The following is a 20102-nucleotide window of genomic DNA, read 5'->3' on the forward strand; positions in this document are numbered from 1 at the left end:
CCCCGTGCACGCCTGGCTCCACCTGTCCACACCCGCCGCCGACAGCCCCGCCACCTGGTGGACGACCACCGGTGCCCCCGCCCAGGGCAGCCTGGAGCAGGCCGCCGAGGCACTGGCCGGCCGCGCCCTGACCCTGCTGCTGCCCGCCGAGGCCGCCAGCCAGCACCGCGTCGAGGTCCCGGCGCGCAGCGGCCGCTGGTTGCGCCAAGCGGTGCGCTCCGCCCTGGAAGAACGCCTGCTGGACGACCTCGACCAGTTGCACCTGGCCCAGGGGCCGCTGCAACAGGGCCGTCAGTGCCGAGTGATCGCCCTCGACCGCACCTGGCTCAGCGCCTGCCTGGAGCGCCTGTCCGCTCTGGGGCTGACGCCTCGGCGCATCCACCTCGACGCCGACTGCCTGCCCCCCGGCCAACCCCTGGCCCTGCGTTGCGCCGGGCGCTGGCTGGTGGGCGGCGCCCCCGGCCTGTGCGATGCCCTGGATGACGAGTCCCTGGCCGCCTCTGCCGCGCTGCTGCCCAGCGACCTGCAACAGCGGGAAGAGGAGCCCTGGGCGCTGTTGGCCGAAGGCAGTCGCCAAGCCATCGACCTGCGCCAGGGCGAGTTCGCCGGTGGCGACCGCCGCGCCATGCCCTGGGGCACCCTGGCCCTGCTGGTGGTGCTGGCCGGAGCCGGACAGTGGCTGCACGACCGCGTGCAACGCCAGGCCTTGGAACAGGCCACCGCCGCCCTGGAAGCCGAGAACCTCGCCCAGTGGCAGGCCCGTGTGCCCGACGAACCCCGCGTGGTGGACCTGGAGCGCCAGGTACGCGCCCGCCTGGCCAAGGCCGATCAACCCGACGCCGATCTGGCCCGCAACCTGGAACGCCTGGCACGCACCTGGAGCGCCGGCGGCGGCGCCCTCGCCCGGGTTCAGCGGCTCGACTACCAGGCCGGCGAAGGCTGGACCCTGCGGGTCGGCAGCGCGTCCTTCGCCGACCTCGAACGCCTGCGCGAAGGGCTCACCAGCCAGGGCCTGGCCGTGCAGTCCGATGCCGGCGCCCGCGACGCCCAGGGCGTCAGCGCGCGCCTGCAGATCGCCACCCCCTGACCCGAGGAGCCCCCATGTCGCCCGCCCCCCTCATCGCCCCCCTGCGCCAGCGCTGGGACCAGCTACCCGCCCGAGAGCGCCGCGCCCTGCTGCTGCTCGTGCTGTTCCTCACCCCCATACTGGCCTGGAGCCTGCTGCTGCAACCAGAGCGCGCCGCCCTGCAGCACGCCGAGCAGCAGTACCAGCGCGCGCAGATGCTGCGCTTCGACCTCGCCCGCCTGCCCGCCAGCGCGCCACGCGCCAGCCTCGCCGCCAAAGCCCTGCCCGGCCTGCTGGCCCGCTCCAGCGCCGAGGCGCAACTGACCATCGAACGCATGGACAACGAATCCGGCGGCGCCATCCAACTCACCCTGGAAGGCAGCCTGGACGCCCTGCTGGGCTGGCTGCAGACGGTGGAGCGCGCCGGCGCCCGGGTCACCCGCCTGGGCCTGGAAGTGAACCCCGACGCCCTCGCCCGCGCCCGCCTGCTGGTGGAACCGGGGCACTGATGCCAGAGCCTCCGGCACAACCCGGAGGCCATGCCAGAACCATTCATCACTGAGAGTGATAGTCACCTTCGCAGCGTTCGATTCGTTCCACCCTGCCCCGCCACGCAGACTCCGCCCACTCACACGTCCAACTGGCGGAGCTACACATGGAACAGACCCCCCGAAAACCCTGGCGCACCGGCCTTACCCTCGCCGCAATGCTGGTGCTCGCGGCCTGCAGCAAGACGCCCGAGGCACCGATGAACCAGGCCGCCGCCAAGGTCAGCGTTGCCGAAGTGCTGCAGCAGCCGATCAACGAATGGGATGAATTCACCGGGCGCCTGGAAGCTCCCGAATCCGTCGAGATCCGCCCGCGCGTCTCCGGCTACATCGACAAGGTGGCCTTCCACGAAGGCGGCCTGGTGAAGAAGGGCGACCTGCTCTTCCAGATCGACCCGCGCCCCTTCCAGGCCGAAGTGAAACGCCTGGAAGCCCAGTTGCAACAGGCCCGCGCCGGCCTCAACCGCGCCCAGAACGAAGCCCGCCGCGGTGACCGCCTGCGCCAGAGCAATGCCATCTCCGCCGAGCTGGCCGACGCCCGTACCAGCGCCGCCGCCGAGGCCCAGGCCAATGTCGCGGCGATCCAGGCACAACTGGACAACGCCCGCCTCAACCTTGGCTTCACCCGCGTCACCGCGCCCATCGACGGCCGCGTCAGCCGTGCCGAGATCACCGAAGGCAACCTGGTCAACGCCGGCGAATCGCTGCTGACCTCGGTGGTCTCCACCGACAAGGTCTACGCCTACTTCGACGCCGACGAGCGCGTGTTCCTCAAGTACGTGGAACTGGCGCGCAAGGCCGGCGCCGACGCCCGTGGCGCCAGCCCGGTGTACCTGGGCCTGTCCAGCGAGAGCGGCAACCCGCACCAGGGCCAACTGGACTTCCTCGACAACCAGGTCAACCCGCGCACCGGCACCATCCGTGGCCGTGCCGTGTTCGACAACGCCGACGGCCAGTTCACCCCCGGCCTCTACGCCCGGGTCAAGCTGGTGGGTAGCGACACCTACCCCGCCGCCCTGGTGAAGGACGAAGCCATCGGCACCGACCTCGGCAAGAAGTACGTGCTGGTGCTGGGCGACAACAACACCGTGAGCTACCGCCCGGTGGAGCTGGGCCCGAAGGTGGAAGGCCTGCGCATCATCCGCACTGGCCTGGCCAAGGGCGAGAAGATCGTCGTCAACGGCCTGCAGCGCGCCATGCCTGGCGCCACCGTGGACCCGCAAGCGGTGCCCATGGCCGACGACAAGACCCTTGCCCGCCTGGACGACCTGCGCCGCTCGGTGGAAGGCCGCGATGCCCCGCGCGTGGCTGAACAGAACGCAAAACCCTCCGTCAGCCCGCGCGGCTGAGGTAGTACGCCATGAATTTTTCCCAGTTCTTCATCAAGCGGCCGATCTTCGCCGCCGTGCTGTCGCTGCTGATCCTGATCGGCGGCGCCATCTCGCTGTTCCAGTTGCCCATCAGCGAATACCCCGAAGTGGTGCCGCCCACGGTGGTGGTGCGCGCCAACTTCCCCGGCGCCAACCCCAAGGTGATCGGTGAAACCGTGGCCTCGCCGCTGGAGCAGGCCATCGTCGGCGTGGAAGGCATGCTCTACATGTCCTCCCAGTCCACCAACGACGGCAAGCTCACCCTCACCGTGACCTTCGCCCTCGGCACCGACCTGGACAACGCCCAGGTGCAGGTGCAGAACCGCGTCACCCGCACCATGCCCACCCTGCCCACCGAAGTGCAGCGGCTCGGCGTGACCGTGGACAAGGCCTCCCCGGACCTGACCATGGTGGTGCACCTGACCTCGCCGGATCAGCGCTACGACATGCTCTACCTGTCCAACTACGCCGCGCTCAACGTCAAGGACGAGCTGGCGCGGCTGGACGGCGTGGGCGACGTGCAGTTGTTCGGCATGGGCAACTACTCCCTGCGCGTGTGGCTGGACCCGAACAAGGTGGCCTCGCGCAACCTCACCGCCACCGACGTGGTCAACGCCATCCGCGAACAGAACCGCCAGGTCGCCGCCGGTGCCCTCGGCGCGCCGCCGTCGGATGCCGGCAACAGCTTCCAGCTCTCCATCAACACCCAGGGCCGCCTGGTCACCGAGGAAGAGTTCGAGAACATCATCATCCGCGCCGGCGACGACGGCGAAATCACCCGCCTGCGGGACATCGCCCGGGTCGAACTGGGTTCCAACCAGTACGCCCTGCGCTCGCTGCTGAACAACCAGCCGGCGGTGGCCATCCCGGTGTTCCAGCGCCCCGGCTCCAACGCCATCGCCATCTCCGACGCGGTGCGGGCGCGCATGGCCGAGCTGAAGCAGGGTTTCCCCCAGGGCATGGACTACGAAATCGTCTATGACCCGACCATCTTCGTGCGTGGCTCCATCGAGGCGGTGGTGCACACCCTGCTCGAAGCCATCGTGCTGGTGGTGCTGGTGGTGATCCTGTTCCTGCAGACCTGGCGCGCCTCGATCATCCCGCTGGCTGCCGTGCCGGTGTCGCTGATCGGCACCTTCGCGGTGATGCACCTGTTCGGCTTCTCCCTCAACGCCCTGTCGCTGTTCGGCCTGGTGCTGGCCATCGGCATCGTGGTGGACGACGCCATCGTCGTGGTGGAGAACGTCGAGCGGAACATCGGCCTCGGCAAGTCGCCGGTGGAGGCCACCCGTCAGGCCATGAAGGAAGTGACCGGCCCCATCGTCGCCACCGCCCTGGTGCTGTGCGCCGTGTTCGTGCCCACCGCCTTCATCTCCGGCCTCACCGGGCAGTTCTACCAGCAGTTCGCGCTGACCATCGCCATCTCCACGGTGATCTCGGCGTTCAACTCCCTGACCCTGTCGCCGGCGCTGGCCGCCGTGCTGCTGAAGGACCATCACGCGCCCAAGGACCGTTTCTCGCGCCTGCTGGACCGGCTCTTCGGAGGCTGGCTGTTCGGCCCCTTCAACCGCTTCTTCGACCGCGCCGGCAAGGGCTACGTCGGCACCGTGCGCCGTGTGCTGCGCGGCAGCAGCATCGCCATGCTGGTCTACGGCGGCCTGCTGCTGGGCGGCTACCTGGGCTTCGCCAGCACCCCCACCGGCTTCGTGCCGCAGCAGGACAAGCAGTACCTGGTCGCCTTCGCCCAACTGCCCGACGCCGCCACCCTCGACCGCACCGAGGCAGTGATCAAGCGCATGTCCGAGATCGCCGCCAAGCACCCGGGCGTGGAGAACACCGTGGCCTTCCCGGGCCTCTCCATCAACGGCTTCACCAACAGCCCCAACAGCGGCATCGTGTTCACCCCGCTCAAGCCCTTCGATGAGCGCAAGGACCCGTCCCTGTCCGCCGGGGCCATCGCCGCCGCCCTGAACCAGGAGTTCGCCGGCATCCAGGACGCCTACATCGCCATCTTCCCGCCGCCGCCCGTGCAGGGCCTCGGCACCATCGGCGGCTTCCGCCTGCAGGTGGAGGACCGTGGCGGGCTGGGCTACGAGGAGCTGTACAAACAGACCCAGAACATCATCGCCAAGGCGCGCCAACTGCCGGAGCTGAACCCCATGTCGGTGTTCACCAGCTACCAGGTCAACGTGCCCCAGGTGGATGCCGCCATCGACCGCGAGAAGGCCAAGACCCACGGCGTGGCCATCAGCGACATCTTCGACACCATGCAGATCTACCTGGGGTCGCTGTACGCCAACGATTTCAACCGCTTCGGCCGCACCTACCAGGTCAACGTCCAGGCCGACCAGCCATTCCGCCTGGAGCCCGAGCAGATCGGCCAACTGAAGGTGCGCAACAACCGGGGCGAGATGATCCCGCTGTCCACCTTCGTCAAGGTGGACAACAGCTCCGGCCCGGATCGCGTCATGCACTACAACGGCTTCATCACCGCCGAGATCAACGGCGCCGCCGCCCCGGGCTACAGCTCCGGCCAGGCCGAGGACGCCATCGCCAAGCTGCTCAAGGAAGAGCTGCCCAACGGCATGACCTACGAGTGGACGGACCTGACCTACCAGCAGATCCTCGCCGGCAACACCGCGGTCTTCATCTTCCCGCTTTGCGTGCTGCTGGCCTTCCTGGTGCTGGCCGCCCAGTACGAAAGCTGGAGCCTGCCGCTGGCGGTGATCCTCATCGTGCCGACCGTGCTGTTCTCCGCCATCGTCGGGGTGATCCTCGCCGGCAGCGACAACAACATCTTCACCCAGATCGGCCTGATCGTACTGGTGGGCCTGGCGTGCAAGAACGCCATCCTCATCGTCGAGTTCGCCAAGGAGAAACAGGAAGAAGGCCTCGACCGGCTCGCCGCCGTGCTGGAAGCCTGTCGCCTGCGTCTGCGCCCGATCCTGATGACCTCCATCGCCTTCATCATGGGCGTGGTGCCCCTGGTGCTGTCCTCCGGCGCCGGCGCGGAGATGCGCCACGCCATGGGTGTTGCGGTGTTCAGCGGGATGATCGGCGTGACCTTCTTCGGCCTGCTGCTGACCCCGGTGTTCTATGTGCTGATCCGCGGCTTCGTCGAGAAAGGCGAAGCGCGCAAGGCGGCCAAGGCCCAGCAACTCAAGGAACTGCACGCATGATCAACAAGGCATTCGCCCCTGCCCTGCTGGCCCTCGCCTTGAGCGCCTGCGCCGTGGGCCCGGACTACAAGGCCCCCGAGAGCGAGCCCGCGCGGCTCGCCTCGGCCGAGGCCACCCCGGTCGACCGATCGCACTTCGAGAGCCTCTGGTGGCAGCAGTTCGACGACCCGACCCTGAACCAACTGGTGCAGCAGTCCCTCGAACAGAACCGCGAGCTGCGCGTGGCCTTCGCCCGCCTGCGCGCTGCCCGTGCCATCCGTGACGACGTCGGCAACGACCAGTTGCCGGTGATCACCAGCCGCGCCGCCGCCCAGGGCGGCAAGGCCCAGCAGCCCGGCCAGACCGAGGACCGGGTGACCACCGAGCGCTACGACCTGGGACTGGACATGGCCTGGGAACTGGACCTGTTCGGCCGCATCCAGCGCCAGATCGAAGCCAGCGACGCCGAAGCCGGCGCCGCCCAGGCCGACCTGCAGCAGTTGCAGGTCAGCCTCATCGCCGAACTGGTGGACGCCTACGGCACCCTGCGCGGCGCCCAACTGCGCGAGGGTATCGCCCGCGAGAACCTGACGAACCAGCAGGAATCCCGTGGCCTCACCGAGCAACTGCGCGACGCCGGCGTCGGCAGCGAGCTGGACGTGCTGCGCGCCGACGGCCGCCTGGCCGCCACCGAAGCCACCCTGCCGCAACTGCAGGCCATCGCCAGCCGCGCGCGCAACCGCATCGCCACCCTCCTCGGCCAGCGCCCGGACCCGCTCAGCGTGGACCTGTCGCCCAAACCGCTGCCGGTGATCGCCAAGGAGCTGCCCATCGGCGACCCCGCCGAACTGCTGCGCCGCCGCCCGGATGTCGCCGCCGCAGAGCGGCGCCTGGCAGCCGCCACCGCCAACGTCGGCGTGGCCACGGCGGACCTGTTCCCCCGGGTCAGCCTCTCCGGCTTCCTCGGCTTCACCGCCGGGCGTGGCTCGCAGATCGGCTCCTCCGCCGCTCGCGCCTGGGGCGTGGCGCCCACCATCAGTTGGGCCGCCTTCGACCTCGGCAGCGTGCGGGCCCGCCTGCGCGGCGCCGAAGCCGAGGCCGACGGCGCCCTGGCCAGCTATGAACAGCAGGTGCTGATGGCCCTGGAAGAGTCCGAAAACGCCTTCAGCGACTACGCCAAGCGCCAGCAACGCCTGGTCGCCCTGGTGCGCCAGTCGGAAGCCACCCGCGCCGCCGCCGAACAAGCCGCCGTGCGCTACCGCGAAGGCACCGTGGACTTCCTCGTGCTGCTGGACGCCGAACGCGAACGCCTGGCCGCCGAAGACGCCCAGGCCCAGGCCGAAGTGGAGCTCTACAGCGGCATCGTCGCCATCTACAAGGCCCTCGGCGGCGGCTGGCAGCCCCAGGCCTGAGTGTTGCCCTTGCCCGACCGCCCCCCGGTCGGCATTTCATCCCGCCCCGAGCCCCTCGGGTGCGGGATTTTTTTACTGAATCGACAACCCGGTCAGGGCGCCGCCTGCGCCGGTAACCGCTCGGCAAGGTCCTGCCCGTGGCGGACGAAGCGCCGGCTCCAGGCCCAGACCGCGGCCATGCAGAGGATCAGCCCCGCCAGCATGCCCAGGTAGCCCAAACGGTCGAGCAGGATGCCGGCGAGCATCGGCACCAGGGTGCGGGTCAGTACGAACAGGCTCGATTGCAGGCCATAGTCGACAGCGGTCAGGCCGGCGCGGGTGTGGTTCATCATCATCCCGAACAGCAGGCCGGCCGAGGCGCCCATCACCAGTGCCAGCAGCAGGGTGCAGGCCACCAGCCAGGGCACGCCGGCACCGCTGGCCACCGTGCCGGCCAGGGCACCAAGGGCCACCACACCGGCCAGCGCGCAGGTCGGCAGGGCCCGCTGCAATCCACTGCGCCGGGCCAGGTGGCCGCCGAGTGCACTGCCCACGGCCCCCACCACACCGCCGAGTACGCCGGCCACCAGCGCCACCTGCTCGGGCGGCAGGCCCTGGTCCAGCAGCAAGGGCTTGAGGTAGACCCAGGCGGCGCCGATGAAGGGGAAGTAGAGCATCAGCATCACCACCCAGCGGCGCCGTTCGGCACTGCTGAAATAGGCCAGCCATTGGCCGACGCCCACCTGCCGGGCCTGCACGCCATCCGCCTGCGCCAGGGTGGCACGCGGCATCAGCCACAGGCCCAGGGCAGCCAGCAGCAGGCCGCCGCTCAGCGCCCAGAACGGCCAGGCCCAGCCGGCACGCGCCTGCAGCATCAGCATCACCCCGCCTCCCACCACCGCACCCAAGGAGCTGGCGGCGGAGCGGATGATACCGGCGCGCTGGCGCTCCTCTGCCGGCAAACAGCGGATCGCCAGGGCGTTGACCGGCGCATCGGCCCAGGTGCCGAGCAGGCTGGCCAGCATGGCCAGGGCGAACAGCGGCACGAAGCCGGCCTGCTCGATGCCCAGGCAGGCCAGGCCGACGAGGCTGGCGGCATAGCCGGCCATCAGCACCAGGCTCCAGCGGCGGTAGCCGGGCGCGCCCCGGGCCCAGCGGTCCACCGGAGCGCCAAGCACGAACTTGAGCACCGCCGGCAGCCCGGCCAACTGGAACAGGCCGATCTCGGTGCCGCTCCAGCCGTGCTGGCGCATCACCAGCGGCAAGCCGAGGTAGAGGTAGATCAGGGGCGCGGTCATGGCGAAGTTGACCCAGCCCAGCAGCAATTGCAGGGGCCAGTGGGAAGGGTTCGGACGGTCCATGTCAGAGCTTCCAGGTCACGCGCACGCCGAGTTCGCGGGGCGGGCTGTAGACGGTGATGAAACCGTTCTGGTAACCCACCGCGTCGTACTCGCGGTCAGCCAGGTTGTTCACGTAGCCGCTCAGCTCCCACTGCTCGTAACGCACGCCGGCGCTGAGGTTGACCAGGGCGTAGCCGTTGCGGGTGTACTGGTTGGCCGCGTCCAGGTAGACCTTGTCGCTGCCCACCAGGTTGCCCTGCACGTACCAGCCTTCCGGGTCGTCGTAGCGCAGGCCCAGGTAGCCGCTGAGGTCGGGGGCGAAGGGGTTGTGGTGCCCGTCGTAGCGGGCGCTGCCGTCCTGGAAGCTGTCGAAGCGCGTGCGGTTCCAGGCCAGCCCGGTCTGCACGCTCCAGCGGGCGCTGAGCAGGTATTCGGCATCCAGGTCCAGCCCCTTGGACGTGGCGCTGGCAGCGCTGGTGATGTACTGCACGCCCGGGCTGGGCATCTGCATCACCTGCATGTCGGTGACGTCCATGTAATACGCCGCCAGCGAGTAGCGTAGGCGCTCCTCCAGAGTCCGGCCCTTGATGCCGAGCTCGTAGGACCAGACCTTCTCCGGCTCGAACGCGGCGTAGTGGGTGGCGGCCGAGAGCACGTTGAAACCGCCGTTGCGCACGCCCTTGCTGGCACTGAGGTAGACCTGGTTCTGCTCGGCGAAGGCGTACTGCAGCGCCACCTTCGGCGAGAACGACGACCAGCTCCGGGACTGGCTGGCATCGCCACGGGGGTCGATGCTCGCCCGGTAGCGCTCCACCCGCCCGCCGAGGGAGAGGGTCCAGTCCGGAGTCAGGTGCAGGTTCCAGTGGCTGAAGGCGGCCAGCGTGCGGCTGCTCTGGTCCAGGCGCAGCTCCTGAACGAAGGGGCCGCGCTGGCTGACGTTGCGCAGGTCGTTCTCGCTGCTGTCGGCGTAGACCCCGGCCAGCCAGTCGGCAAGGCCCCACTGCCCTTCCAGGCGCAGCTCCTGGGACAGGGTGCGCAGGCGCAGGTCACGGGCAATCATCGAGAAGTTGGCCGGCAGGAAGTCGGTGTCCTGCTGGATACGGTCGTGGAAGTCGTTGTAGGCGGTGATCGAGCGCAGGTTCAGGTCATCCCCCAGGCTGTGGCCGATGTTCAGCGACAGGGTCTGGCCCCAGGAGCGGTTCCAACTGTCGGTGCCCGAGGCCACGTGATTGCGCCGCGCCGTGGGCGCGCCCCACAGCGAGGCGTCGTCGTCATAGGCCTGGCGCGCATAGCGCAGCACCATGTCGGTGCCCTCCTGGGGCACCAGGCGCAGGCCGGCGTTGAGGTTGTAGCGCTCGCGGTCGTCGGCCTGCTTGCCGAGGGCGTCGTTGCGGATGAAACCGTCCTGACGTTGCCATTCGCCCGAGACGCTGCCGAACAACCGCTCGTCCACCAGCGGGCTGCTCAGGGCGAAGCGCGTGGCGCGCTTGTCGCGGCTGCCCGCTTCGGCGGACACGCTGGCCCGCGCCAGCTCGTCCATCGGCTTGCTGTACACCGCGATCACCCCGGCCTCGGCATTGCGCCCGTAAAGGGTCGACTGCGGCCCGCGCAGCACCTCGATGCGGTCGATGTCGATGAAGCGGTTCTCGAAGCCCTGGGCGGTGAGGGTCGGCACGTCGTCCACCAGCATCAGCGTCGAAGTGGACAGCGCGTTGAAGTTGGCAGTGAGGCCCCGCATCACCGGGGAGTTGATGCCCGACTGGCCGAAGGGCTGGAACGACAGCCCCGGCACCCGCCCTTCCAGTTGCTCGAAGCCGGTGATGTGCTCGTCTTCCAGGGTCTGCCCATCGATCACCTTGACGCTGGCCGGCACCGCGTCGAGGCTGCGCGGAACCTTTTCCGCATTGACGCTGACCTCGGGCAGGCTCAATGCCTCTGCGGCCTGGAGGGCCGGGCAGGACAACGCCAGCGCGGTGCTGACCCAGACGTGGGTGCGGGTACGACGACTTCTGACCATCGCGAATCTTCCTTGTCGGCGCCTGGCGCCGTTACTGAGTGGGTTGGGCCAGCAGCTGCGCGTAGGCGTCGCAGCGGGCCAGCAGGGTCGAATGGGTGCCCTGGTCGCGCACCTGCCCGTCTTCGAGCAGCACCACCCGGTCGGCCTGGGCGATGGTGCTGGGGCGGTGGGCGATGAGCAGCAGCGTGCGCTGCCCGCGCAGGCCCAGCAGGGCCTGCTGCAGGGCGTGCTCGCTGTGGGCGTCGAGGCTGGAGGAGGCTTCGTCCATCACCAGCACCGGCGCCTGCGACAGCAGCGCACGGGCGATGGCGACGCGCTGGCGCTGGCCGCCGGACAGGCGCGCGCCGCCCTCGCCGCAGCGGGTCTGGTAGCCCTCCGGCAAGGCTTGGATGAAGTCGTGCGCCTGGGCCTGGCGGGCGGCGGCCTCGATCTCCTCGGCAGTGGCATCAGGGCGGGCCAGGCGCAGGTTGCCCTCGATGCTGTCATCGAACAGGTAGGCGTCCTGGCCGACCCAGGCGATGCCCTGGCGCAGCCCGGCCAGGGGGATCTCACGCACATCCACGCCGCCGACGCGGATGGCCCCGCCTTCGACGTCGTAGAAACGCATCAGCAGGTTGGCGCAGGTGGTCTTGCCGGCTCCAGAGGCCCCCACCAGCGCCACCATTTCGCCAGGACGGACCTGGAAGTCGACGCCTTGCAGGACCGGGCGACCGCCATGGCTGAAGCGCACCTGGTCGAACTCCAGGCGCGCGCCCTGGGGCTGCTGGCGGCCTTGGTCACGCACCCGTGGCGGCTGGCGCAACAGCCCCAGTACCCGGCCGGCGCTGGCGCGCACGGCGCCGAGCTGGCCGGCCTCGCGGGCCACGTCGGCCATGGGCAGCAGGGCCGCACCGACCAGCATCACCGCCAGGGGCAGTTGCGCCAGGTCCAGCAGGCCGATCTGCAGCAGCCAGGCGCCGCAGGCCAGCGCACTCACCAGGGCCAGGGCCTGGATCAGCTCGATCACCCCCTGCTCGGCGCCGCTGCGCAGGGCATAGCGGCGCTGCTCCAGCCGCAACCGGGCCAGCAGACGACCCAGGCGCGCGTGCCAGGCCGCCTCCTGGTTGAACAGGAGGATCTCCCGGCGCGCCTCGATGCCTTCCAGCACTTCGGCGTTGAGCCCGGCCAGCGCCTCGTTCATCGCCCGCCCCTGGCGCAGGGCGCGCCCGCCGAGCCAGAACGGCACGCTGGCCAGGGCCGCCAGGAACGGCAGCAGCGCCAGGGTCAGCCAGGGCTGGATGGCGGCCAGGGCCAGCAGCGCCACCAGCGGCACCAACACGGCGCCGATGGCATCGGTGAGGGTGTGGGCGAAGAAGTGCTCCAGGGCCTGGGCGTCATTGAGCGCCACGTTGGCCTGCTCCCCTCGCCGCACCCCGGCCTGCACGTCCGGGGCGGCCCGCTCCAACCCCTCGTAGCTGCCGACCTGCAGGGTCTCGATCAGGTGGAAGGCGAACACATGGGAGACATGGGCCTGCCACCAGCGCCCACCGGCACCGGCCAGGGCACAGGCGAGCATTGCCGCCGCCACCGGCTGCCACAGGCTGGCCGGGGCATCGGTCAGCACCAGGCCGATCAACCAGCCGCCGAGGGCCAGGCTGCCCACCATGCCGGCCTGGGCCACCAGGGTGGCGACCAGGGTTTGCGCCAACAGCGCCGGCTGCCCGGCCGACAGCCGCAGCAGGTCACTCCAGCGGCTGCCTTCGCCGGCGCGGATCGCATGGGGATTGCCTTTCATGCCAGGGCTCCTTCGCTCAGAGGTTGGGTTTCGTGGGCGTGCTGCAGGGCCCAGAGGCGCGCATACAGGCCCTGGTGGGCCAGCAGGCTGCGGTGGTCGCCGCTCTCCACCAGGCGCCCCTTGTCCAGCACCAGGATGCGGTCGGCATGGCGCACGGTGGCCAGGCGGTGGGCGATCACCAGCATCGAGCGCTGCCCGCGCAGGCGCTCGATGGCCGCACCGATATGCGCCTCGCTGGCCACGTCAACGTTGGCAGTGGCCTCGTCGAGCAGCAGGATCGGCGCGCCCTTGAGCCAGGCGCGGGCAATGGCCACACGCTGGCGCTGGCCGCCGGAGAGCCGGTTGCCGCCCTCGCCCACCGGCGTCGTCAGGCCCTGCGGGAGGCTGGCGACCCAGGGCTCCAGCGAGGCCAGCCGGCAGGCTTCGGCCAGGGCCTCGGGGCTGGCGTCCGCCGCCCCCATGCGCAGGTTGTCTTCCAGGCTGCCGTGCAGCAGCACGCTCTGCTGGAACACCCCGCTGACGCGCTGGTAGAGGTCGGCGGAGCGCAACTGGCGGACATCCACGCCACCGAGGGTGACGCGCCCTTCCTGGGGGGCGATGAAGCGCATCAGCAGCGCCGCCAGGGTGGACTTGCCCGCCCCGGAGGGCCCCACCACTGCCACGCACTGGCCGGGTTCCAGGGTGAAGCTGAGGTTCTGCAAGGCCGGGGCCTCACTGCCGGGCCAGCGGAAGGTGACGCCCTCGAAGGCCACCTCGTGGCCGGCCGGCAACGGCTCGGGCCGGGCCGGTTCGGGCACCGGCGGCTGCGCTGCCAGCAGCTCGGCCACCGGGGCGGCGGCGCCGTTGCCCGACCAGGCGACGTGGAAGGTCTTGTCCAGCTTCTCCAGGGTGCGGAACGCCTCGCGGGCCAGCAGCACGGCAGCGAACAGGGCGAAGGCCGACAACTCGCCGGCACCGGCACGCTGGACGCTGAGCAGCGTGACCAGCGCCAGGCCGCCGAGGCTGAGCAACCCGGTGACGCCATTGCGCATCAGGATGCCGTGCAGCACCTCCATCGCCTGCCGGCGCAGGTCGCGAGCCTGGTCGCGCAGGGCATCGCGGCGCCGGTCCTGGGCGTTGAAGGCCTTGAGCGTGGTGACCCCGCGCAGGCTGTCCAGCAGGTGCGCCGAGAAGCGCCCGATGCTGGCGAACAGCCCGCCGGCCGAGGGGCGCCGCCAGCGCAGCCATAGGCGATCGACGAAGGGCAGCGACAAGGCGCCCACGGCGGCCACCAGGGCCGAGCGCGGGTCGAACAGCGCCATCAGCACAAGCAGCCCGCTGCCCCCCAGGGCCGCGCCGATCACCGCCGGGATGTAGCGGCTGTAGTAGGCCTGCAGGGCCTCGACGTTGTGGATCAGGGTGGTGCTCAGCCCGGCGCTGTCATGCTCGCCGGGCGCCTGCCCGGCCACCCGCAGCACCTGGGGCAACAGGCGCTGGCGCAGGTGCTGCCGGGTCAGCCCGGCGACGCGCATGGCCAGCACCTCGGCCCCGCCGTTGAGGGCGATGCGCAGCAGTGTCAGGCCGAGGAAGGCCCCCAGGGGCGTCCACAACGCCGCAAGCGGCTGGCCCTCGAACAGGCCGGCCAGTGCCCAGGCCAGGCACAGGGCCAGGCCGGCGTTGCAGGCGCTGACCGCGAGCTGGCCGCAAGCGGCCAGGGCGATGGCCGGGCGCAACGGCCGCGAGAGGTTCCACAACACACGGCTCATGCGACCTCCCCGGCATCGCCGCGCACCGCCCAGATGCGCTGGATGGGCAGGCCGCGCAGCGGCGCGGACTCGATCTGCTGCCAGCCCTGCTCCTCCAGCAGGCGCTGCACCGTACCCAGGGCATGGCAGTCGCCGGCCTCGGTCAGGCTGAGCATCTGCGCGGCGAACAGGCGCGGGATGGGCTCCTGCTCCGCCGGCGCGTCCGAGCGCATGAAACCGGCGATGAGCAGCCGCCCACCCGGTTTCAGCCAGGCCTGCAGGCGGCCCAGCAGGCGCCGGCATTCGGCCTCGTCGAAGTGGTGCAGGACCTGGCTGAGGATGATCAGGTCCACCGGTTCACCCGGCTCCACGGTGAAGATATCGGCACCGATGAAGCGTGTGCGCTCGCGCACCCCGAAGGTCTCGGCGGTGCTCCAGAACAGCTCGGCACTGGCTGGCCAGTCCACCCCGCAGAGGCTCACCGCCGGGCACTCGGCCGCCAGGGTGAAGCCGTAGGTGCCGTTGCCGCAGGCCAGGTCCAGCACGCTCGGCTGCTGCCGCTGGGCCAGCCACGGCAGCACCTGCTGCGCCAGGCGCTGGGCGGTCACCCGCGCGGTGTTGGCGATGCCCCGGGAGAATTCGCCCCAGTACGGATGGTTGGCGGCCTCCAGGCCCTGGGGCAGGACGCTGCCACCAGCCACCACGGCGTCCTTGAAATGGCGAAAGGCGTCCCACATCAGGTCGGCGGTGTAGACCTGCGCCAGCCCGCCCACGTAGTGCGGCGAACTGCGCTGCAGAAAACGCTCGGCCAGCTCACCCAGGCGGTAGTAGGCCTGCCCCGGCTCCTGGTGGAGCAGGCCCAGGCCGGCCAGGGCGTCCAGCAGGATGCGGGTGCCGCGCTCGCTGGCCCCGGTGCGCTCGGCCACGGTGCGGGCGCTGGCGCCCTCGCCCAGGTGGTCGAACACCTGCAGTTCGATGGCGGCCCGCAGCACGCCGGCCCGTTCGACGCCCATCAGCAGGTCGATCACCGGTTGCGCGGAGACGGCCGGGCGTGGCGTCTGCAGGCTCTGCAGCAGGGCCGCCTGGTCGACCTTGCCGGACGGCGCCAGGGGCAGCTCCGGCACGCAGGCCAGGGCGTCGGGCACCTGGCTGGGCTGGGCGCCCACTTCGTCATTGAGGAAGCCGCGCACCTGGGCGAGGGTCAGCGGCGGCTGCCCCGCCTTCATCACCACGAAGGCGTGCATGCGCGTGGCGCCGTCCTCCAGCGGGGCATTGAGGACCACGCACTGGGCGATGGCCGGGTGCTCGCGCAGCAGGTGCGCCACCTCCACCAGGTTCACCTTGTGCCCGCCGCGCATCACGGTGTCGGCGCGGCGCCCGACGATGCGCAGCCGGCCATCGGCGTCCAGTTGGCCACGGTCGCCCAGGCGCACCCAGCCGTCCGGGTGGCGGTACTGGCGGTCCAGCTCGGGGGCGCGGTAGTAGCACAGCGGCGTCATCGGCCCCCGTGCCCAGATCTCCCCCACCTCGCCTGGCGCGCACTCGCGCCCCTGCTCGTCGCGGATGCTCAGGCTGACCACTGCCGGGTCGGGCCGGCCGACGGTCTGCACGGTCACCTCGGGGGCGTCGTCCAGGGCGGTGTGGCAGGCCACGCCGTCCGCCGAGCCGTAGGACTGCACCAGGGCACAGCCGAAGTGCCGACGCACGCCGGCCAGGGTCTGCGCGCTGAGGGCCGAGCCGCCGCTGACGATGGCCTCAAGGGCGCTGAAATCCAGCGCCTGCCCTTGCGCCGATTGCAGCAGAGGGCTGGCCAGCAGCATGTCCACCATGTTGGGCCCGGCGAACAGGTGGGTGACGCGCTGCTGGGCGACCAGCCGCAGCACCGCGTCGGCCTCGAAGCGGTCCAGGCAGATCAGCGCGCCACCCAGGGAGGCCAGGGTGCAAGGCGTGCCCAGGGAGCCGAAGGGTGACGCCAGGGGTACGGCGAACAGCGCCCGCATGGCCTCGGGCTGGCGCGCCAGGCCGTTGAGGTAGGCACTCTGCCCACCGACCAGGGCGTTGTGGGAATACAGCACCAGCTTGGGCTCGGACTCGGAGCCCGAGGAGGCGATCAGCCGGGCGCCGGCATCCGGGTCCACCCGCTGGCCTTCGGTGCTCCAGGCCGGCCCCTCCCAGCACTGGTCCAGATCCGGCCAGTCCTGGTAGCACTCGCCGTGTACCAGCACATGGGCCAGCGCCGGCAACGCGGGGCGCAGGCCGTCCACCAGCGCGGCGTAGTCGGCCTCGCCCACCTGGCGCTTGCAGATCAGCACCCGCGCGGCGGACTTGCCGAGCATGGCGAGGGTGTCGCGCTTGCGCCGCCCCAGGGGGTACGGCAGCACGATGCCGCCCAGGGCCGCCACGGCCAGGTCCACAGCGCAGGCGCGCCAGCCATTGGGCAGGTTCACCGCCACCACCACGCCAGGCCCGACGCCAAGCTGGTGCAGCACCTGGGCCAGGCTGAGGCTGCGCGCTCGCAACTGGGCGAAGCTCAGGCTCGCAGCCCCTTCGGTGACGGCGACCGCCAGGGGCCGTGAGCGGGCAATGTCGAGGAAGGACTCGAACAGGCTCTTGTGGGGATAGATGCCCTCGGCCCGCCAGTGTGCGCGAAGGTGCGCGGGGACGCAGTCCGGGGCTGTGTAGCGGCCACCGGAAACAGGGGGCTGCACGGCGGACAGGTGTTCGTTAGCCATGGGGTATCGACCTCAAGCGTTGATGATCCAGGGGCTGGCGGTACGCAGGCCGTATTCGTCACGGCCCAGGGCACAGCCCAACCAGGGGTGGGCGCCGACATCGGCGGCGCAGCGGGAGATGCGGCTGGCGGGAATGCCCCGCGCAGCCAGGTGGGCCAGGGCTTCGCCACTGGCCAGGTGTCCAAGGCTCGCCACCTCGGAGGGGGCGGCACCGTCGAGCATCAGGTGGCCGTCGGCACAGGCCAGTACCTGCCCCGCGTCGGCAATGGCGGCCTCCAGCAGCAGGCCGGCGGCGCCGCTCATGCTGGAATCGAGGCCGCCGGCCAAGCCGTGGACGTGGCGCTGGTAGAGCGCGGCAACCAGACCCTCGGCCAGGGCAGCGCCGCCCAGCACGTCCACCAGGGTGAGCAGCGCCCCGGCCGGCCGGTCGTGCTGCTGGATGCAGGCGGCCAGGCCGCTGTGGGCCTGGATCATGAAGTCGGTGCCCAGAGGGTCGTCCGGCCCAGGGTGGCGCCCGCAGCCGGAGGCCGAGCCGTACACCAGTCCCGGGGCATGGCGGCGCAGCGCCTCGGCGGTCAGCCCCAGGCGCTCGGCGCGTCCGGGCGCCCAGTTGTGCAGGAAGGCATCGCAGCCCTCCAGCAACTGCCCCAGGCGGGCCTGCCCGGCTTCGCTGCGCACGTCCAGCTCGACCCAGGGCTTGCCCCGGTTGATGGCCTGGAAGTGCACGGACAGGCCGCCCACCAGCGGCGCCATGCCGCGCATCGGATCACCGCCCGGTGGCTCGATGCGCGTGACCTGCATGCCCAGCTCCCGCAGCAGGTGCCCCGCCAGCGGCCCCTGGATCAGCCGGCAGGCCTCCAGCCCCGCCAGGCCGGCCAGGGGCTGGGCCGCACTGGAGGGCGCGCGCGCCAGGGCAGCGGCCGATACGGGCGGGTCAAAGGCCCAGGGGCCTTGGGCGCACGCGGCCTGGGGCGTGAGGCGCAGGGCGCAGAGGTTGACCCCGGCATCCCGGGCCAGGCAGTTCAGGTCGGCCAGGCGGTGGCGCGCACAGGCGCGGAACAGCGAGGGCGGCAACCACGCCGTGGCGGTGGTGTAGCGCTGCATGAACGGCGGCCAGCCGGCGGCGATGTCCGCCAGGGACACCCCCAGGCCTTCCCAGAAGCGGCGCCAGGCCTCCGGGTCGAGGGCTTCCAGCTCGAAGCGCAGGCCCTCGCCACTGGTGAAGGGCGGGTGCTGCCAATCGGCGCCACCCGGCACCGGCAGCACCTGTCCGGCATCGTCCATTGCCAGGTACTGGGCCATCGCCAGCAGGCCGGCGCCGCCCAGGCTGAGGTGCACCTCATGGCTGCTGCTGCCCCGGCGCTGCCCGAGCAGGGCGGCCACGGCTGCGGTGGACGCCAGGGAGGCCGTCAGCACCCCGAGGTAGTCCACCCCCAGGGTGAACAGCCCACCGGCGCTGCGCCCATGCCAGCCCACCAACCCGCAGGCCGCCTGGGCCAGCGCCTCGCTCACCGGCTGCACCCCACAGGGCCAGCCACGCACATATAAGGTGACCCGCGCGCCGGCGGCATCCTCCAGCCAGGCCGTCAGTTGACCTTCCAGGCCTTGCACACCCGCTGCCGCGCACACCCGCGCGCCCAGCAAGCCCATGCGCAGGGCCAGCGCCTCGCGGGTGGCCTGCAGCCCGGTCGGAGCTTCGGCCAGCCGCAGGGTCACGCCTTCCAGGGGCCGTATCGACATGAACAACTCCTTCGTTCCTGTTCGCGCTTCCTGCACCCGGAGCGCCGAACCCCTCTATCTCCAGGGCCTGCGGCAATCCGTTGCAGGTCGATGGGAGGATCATACTTCCTTGATTAATGCTAATCATTCGCATTACATATGCACTCCGGCGATTTTCATATGCAGTTCCGGCGAGGCAGTTTTTTGCGCACTTCGCCTGTGCTCTGATGCGTCGGCGAACCCAGTCAAGGACGGTGATCACTGCGCCCGGATGGAGCCCCGCACAGGCACACAGGGCGAGTGATGAGGAGTGATTTGCTATGAACGGTTTGGCACAACCCAAGCTGGCCAGCGCCCAGCAACTCAAGGAATGGACGCGCCACCAGACGGCATCGGCCCAGGGCCAGGCGCTGATCGAGCGGCTGGACTGCGAGGCCGGGTTCTCCCTGGTGCGCTCGCGGGTCTCCTCGGGGCGCATCCTGCGGGAGGTCTGCGAGCACGATGGCAACGACCGCACCCTGGTCATCACCTTCGGGCTTTCCGGCCAGTCCGAGTTTCTCGACCGGGTCGGCAATGCCCTGCCCTTCGCGGCGAACCACACCACGGTCTCGGTGTTCCAGGCCGGCACCGGCGAGCGGCGCTACGCCGCCAACGAGCCCATCCAGCAACTGCGCCTGGTGGTGTCGGAGTCGACCCTGACCCGCTACATCGGCCCCGAGCGCTGCGGCCGCCTGCTGGGCAAGGCCCTGCGCCACAACGAGAGCTTCCGGCAGATCGCCTACAACGGCAGTTGCAGCAGCGAACACCTGCGCTTCTTCAAGAACCCCCGGGTCGGCGAGCACGACGGCCTGCGCCAGCGCATCCATGCCCTGAGCCTGCTGGCCGAACAGCTCAACCTGCTGGCCCCCGCCACGCCCCAGGCCGAGCGCATCAGCGGCCGTGACCTGGATGTGATGGAGCGGATCGAGGCCTACATGCGCGCCAACCTCGGCCAGCCGCTGAACAACGCCTGCCTCTGCGCCGCGCTGGGCATCAGCGAATACAAGCTCAAGGAATGCTTCCGCCACGCCTACGGCACCAGCCCCGCCCACCACCTGCTTGAGATGCGCATGCAGCGCGCGCAGGAGCTGCTCGCCGCCGGCTACCGGGTCTCGGAGACGGCCTACCAGGTGGGCTACCAGCACCCGAACAACTTCAGCGCCGCCTTCCTCAAGTTCTTCGGCTACACCCCGAAGTCGGTACGCAGCGGCCGCTAGCCACCCA

At 70.7% G+C, this 20102-nt stretch carries 12 protein-coding genes; 6 read left to right on the forward strand and 6 right to left on the reverse strand.

Annotated elements, in window-relative coordinates:
• Positions 1-4: 4 nt before the first annotated feature.
• From gspL to A9G05_RS22060, 5 genes are all read left to right on the forward strand, one after another.
• Positions 5-1087: a type II secretion system protein GspL gene (gspL, locus tag A9G05_RS22040; protein WP_069562979.1), complete on the forward strand. Its 1083-nt coding sequence runs from the start codon at positions 5-7 to the stop codon at positions 1085-1087.
• A 14-nt stretch (positions 1088-1101) separates the two neighbouring features.
• Entirely contained in the window at positions 1102-1575 is a 474-nt protein-coding gene (gene gspM, locus A9G05_RS22045) for a type II secretion system protein GspM (protein ID WP_069562980.1), read from the forward strand.
• A 146-nt stretch (positions 1576-1721) separates the two neighbouring features.
• Positions 1722-2963 carry a multidrug efflux RND transporter periplasmic adaptor subunit MexE gene (gene mexE / locus A9G05_RS22050; protein WP_069562981.1) on the forward strand — a complete coding sequence of 414 codons (1242 nt, stop codon included), beginning with the start codon at positions 1722-1724 and terminating at the stop codon, positions 2961-2963.
• An 11-nt stretch (positions 2964-2974) separates the two neighbouring features.
• On the forward strand, positions 2975-6163 hold the full coding sequence (locus tag A9G05_RS22055) for an efflux RND transporter permease subunit (protein ID WP_069562982.1): 3189 nt from the start codon (positions 2975-2977) through the stop codon (positions 6161-6163).
• Positions 6160-7554, forward strand: coding sequence for an efflux transporter outer membrane subunit (locus A9G05_RS22060; RefSeq protein WP_069562983.1), 1395 nt, complete (start codon positions 6160-6162; stop codon positions 7552-7554). The genes A9G05_RS22055 and A9G05_RS22060 overlap by 4 nt, the downstream gene beginning before the upstream one ends.
• A gap of 92 nt (positions 7555-7646) precedes the next feature.
• Here the strand turns inward: A9G05_RS22060 and A9G05_RS22065 are convergent, their stop codons facing one another.
• From A9G05_RS22065 to A9G05_RS22090, 6 genes are read right to left on the reverse strand one after another with little or no spacing between them, the layout of a single operon-like run.
• Positions 7647-8894: an MFS transporter gene (locus A9G05_RS22065; protein ID WP_069562984.1), complete on the reverse strand. Its 1248-nt coding sequence runs from the start codon at positions 8892-8894 to the stop codon at positions 7647-7649.
• 1 nt (position 8895) lies between these two features.
• Positions 8896-10890 (reverse strand): TonB-dependent receptor, encoded by a 1995-nt coding sequence (locus A9G05_RS22070; protein WP_069562985.1) that lies wholly within the window; start codon positions 10888-10890, stop codon positions 8896-8898.
• A gap of 31 nt (positions 10891-10921) precedes the next feature.
• Entirely contained in the window at positions 10922-12664 is a 1743-nt protein-coding gene (locus A9G05_RS22075) for an ABC transporter ATP-binding protein (protein WP_069562986.1), read from the reverse strand.
• Complete coding sequence (locus tag A9G05_RS22080) at positions 12661-14409, reverse strand: ABC transporter ATP-binding protein (RefSeq protein WP_069562987.1); 1749 nt, start codon at positions 14407-14409, stop codon at positions 12661-12663. The genes A9G05_RS22075 and A9G05_RS22080 overlap by 4 nt, the downstream gene beginning before the upstream one ends.
• The gene (locus tag A9G05_RS22085; protein WP_069562988.1) at positions 14406-17120 is read right to left on the reverse strand and encodes an AMP-binding protein; all 2715 of its coding nucleotides are present in this window, start codon (positions 17118-17120) and stop codon (positions 14406-14408) included. Before A9G05_RS22085 ends, A9G05_RS22080 begins: the two co-directional genes overlap by 4 nt.
• Before the next feature lie 12 nt (positions 17121-17132).
• Positions 17133-18860, reverse strand: a complete 1728-nt coding sequence (locus A9G05_RS22090) for a CoA transferase (protein ID WP_069562989.1) — start codon at positions 18858-18860, stop codon at positions 17133-17135.
• Between the two features lie 299 nt (positions 18861-19159).
• Between A9G05_RS22090 and A9G05_RS22095 the strand changes: the two genes are divergently transcribed.
• Positions 19160-20095, forward strand: coding sequence for an AraC family transcriptional regulator (locus tag A9G05_RS22095; RefSeq protein WP_044407622.1), 936 nt, complete (start codon positions 19160-19162; stop codon positions 20093-20095).
• The last annotated feature ends 7 nt before the right edge of the window (positions 20096-20102 follow it).

It is taken from the genome of Pseudomonas sp. ENNP23, assembly GCF_001728945.1.
GTDB lineage: Bacteria > Pseudomonadota > Gammaproteobacteria > Pseudomonadales > Pseudomonadaceae > Metapseudomonas > Metapseudomonas otitidis.

Bases quoted from the DNA above. Each gene is read 5' to 3' on its own strand.
- A9G05_RS22080 (WP_069562987.1), bottom strand. From the start codon at position 14,409: ATGAGCCGTGTGTTGTGGAACCTCTCGCGGCCGTTGCGCCCGGCCATC.
- A9G05_RS22075 (WP_069562986.1), bottom strand. From the start codon at position 12,664: ATGAAAGGCAATCCCCATGCGATCCGCGCCGGCGAAGGCAGCCGCTGG.
- A9G05_RS22065 (WP_069562984.1), bottom strand. From the start codon at position 8,894: ATGGACCGTCCGAACCCTTCCCACTGGCCCCTGCAATTGCTGCTGGGC.
- A9G05_RS22060 (WP_069562983.1), top strand. From the start codon at position 6,160: ATGATCAACAAGGCATTCGCCCCTGCCCTGCTGGCCCTCGCCTTGAGC.
- mexE (WP_069562981.1), top strand. From the start codon at position 1,722: ATGGAACAGACCCCCCGAAAACCCTGGCGCACCGGCCTTACCCTCGCC.
- gspM (WP_069562980.1), top strand. From the start codon at position 1,102: ATGTCGCCCGCCCCCCTCATCGCCCCCCTGCGCCAGCGCTGGGACCAG.
- A9G05_RS22070 (WP_069562985.1), bottom strand. From the start codon at position 10,890: ATGGTCAGAAGTCGTCGTACCCGCACCCACGTCTGGGTCAGCACCGCG.
- A9G05_RS22085 (WP_069562988.1), bottom strand. From the start codon at position 17,120: ATGGCTAACGAACACCTGTCCGCCGTGCAGCCCCCTGTTTCCGGTGGC.
- A9G05_RS22090 (WP_069562989.1), bottom strand. From the start codon at position 18,860: ATGTCGATACGGCCCCTGGAAGGCGTGACCCTGCGGCTGGCCGAAGCT.
- A9G05_RS22095 (WP_044407622.1), top strand. From the start codon at position 19,160: ATGAACGGTTTGGCACAACCCAAGCTGGCCAGCGCCCAGCAACTCAAG.
- A9G05_RS22055 (WP_069562982.1), top strand. From the start codon at position 2,975: ATGAATTTTTCCCAGTTCTTCATCAAGCGGCCGATCTTCGCCGCCGTG.